This window comes from Oscillibacter sp. KLE 1745, assembly GCF_000469445.2.
Classification (GTDB): Bacteria; Bacillota; Clostridia; order Oscillospirales; family Oscillospiraceae; genus Oscillibacter; species Oscillibacter welbionis.
On the sequence record NZ_KI271668.1, the window covers coordinates 1 to 702 of the forward strand.

At 55.6% G+C, this 702-nt stretch carries 2 protein-coding genes; both read left to right on the forward strand.

What is annotated here, in order from left to right; translation table 11 throughout:
* On the forward strand, nt 1-225 hold a 225-nt coding region (locus HMPREF1546_RS17985; RefSeq protein ID WP_147629893.1), incomplete at its 5' end, for a DUF3847 domain-containing protein.
* Nucleotides 191-702, forward strand: a 512-nt coding sequence (mobQ, locus tag HMPREF1546_RS01595) for a MobQ family relaxase (protein ID WP_021748496.1), incomplete at its 3' end; no start/stop codon positions are given. The genes HMPREF1546_RS17985 and mobQ, both read left to right, overlap by 35 nt.

Below are 702 nucleotides of genomic sequence, written 5' to 3' on the forward strand. Positions count from 1 at the left end.
CGCACCCACCGCCTTTGCAATCTGGGCGGCACGATTGAGAGCCTTGCCCCGGAGGTCAAAGATCTCACACGCACCGAAATGACAGAGCTGATGGAACACATCTTTTCCCTGTCCGAAGTCCAGCGAGCCGTCCGTCACATGGCGATTACCCATATCAGCCAAGCAAACAGAGAAAAGGAGTTGAAAGCCGATGGCACTATTTCATCTGAGCGTCACGCAGACTAAGCGAAGCGCAGGACAGTCCGCTATTGCTTCTGCCGCCTACCGTGCCGGGGAGCGATTGTATAGCGAGTATTACGGCGAATACAGCGACTACACCCGCAAGGGCGGCGTGATCTGCTCCGATATTCTCCTGCCGTCCCATGCACCGCCAGAATACGCAGACCGCCAGACCCTATGGAACGCCGTGGAAAAAGCCGAGCGTGGAAAGAACGCCCAGCTTGCATACAGCTTTGACATTGCCTTGCAGAATGAATTTTCCCTTGAGGAAAACATCGCTCTTGCAAGGCAATTTTTGTTGGAGAACTTTGTGAGCCGTGGCATGGTGGTTGACTTCGCCGTACACCAGCCAGACCGGGAGGACGGCGGCATACCAAACCCGCATTTTCATGTGCTTTGCCCCATCCGCCCCATCGAGCAGAACGGCAAATGGGGACTAAAGCAACGCCGGGTGTATGAGCTGGACGAGGACGGCAACCGTAT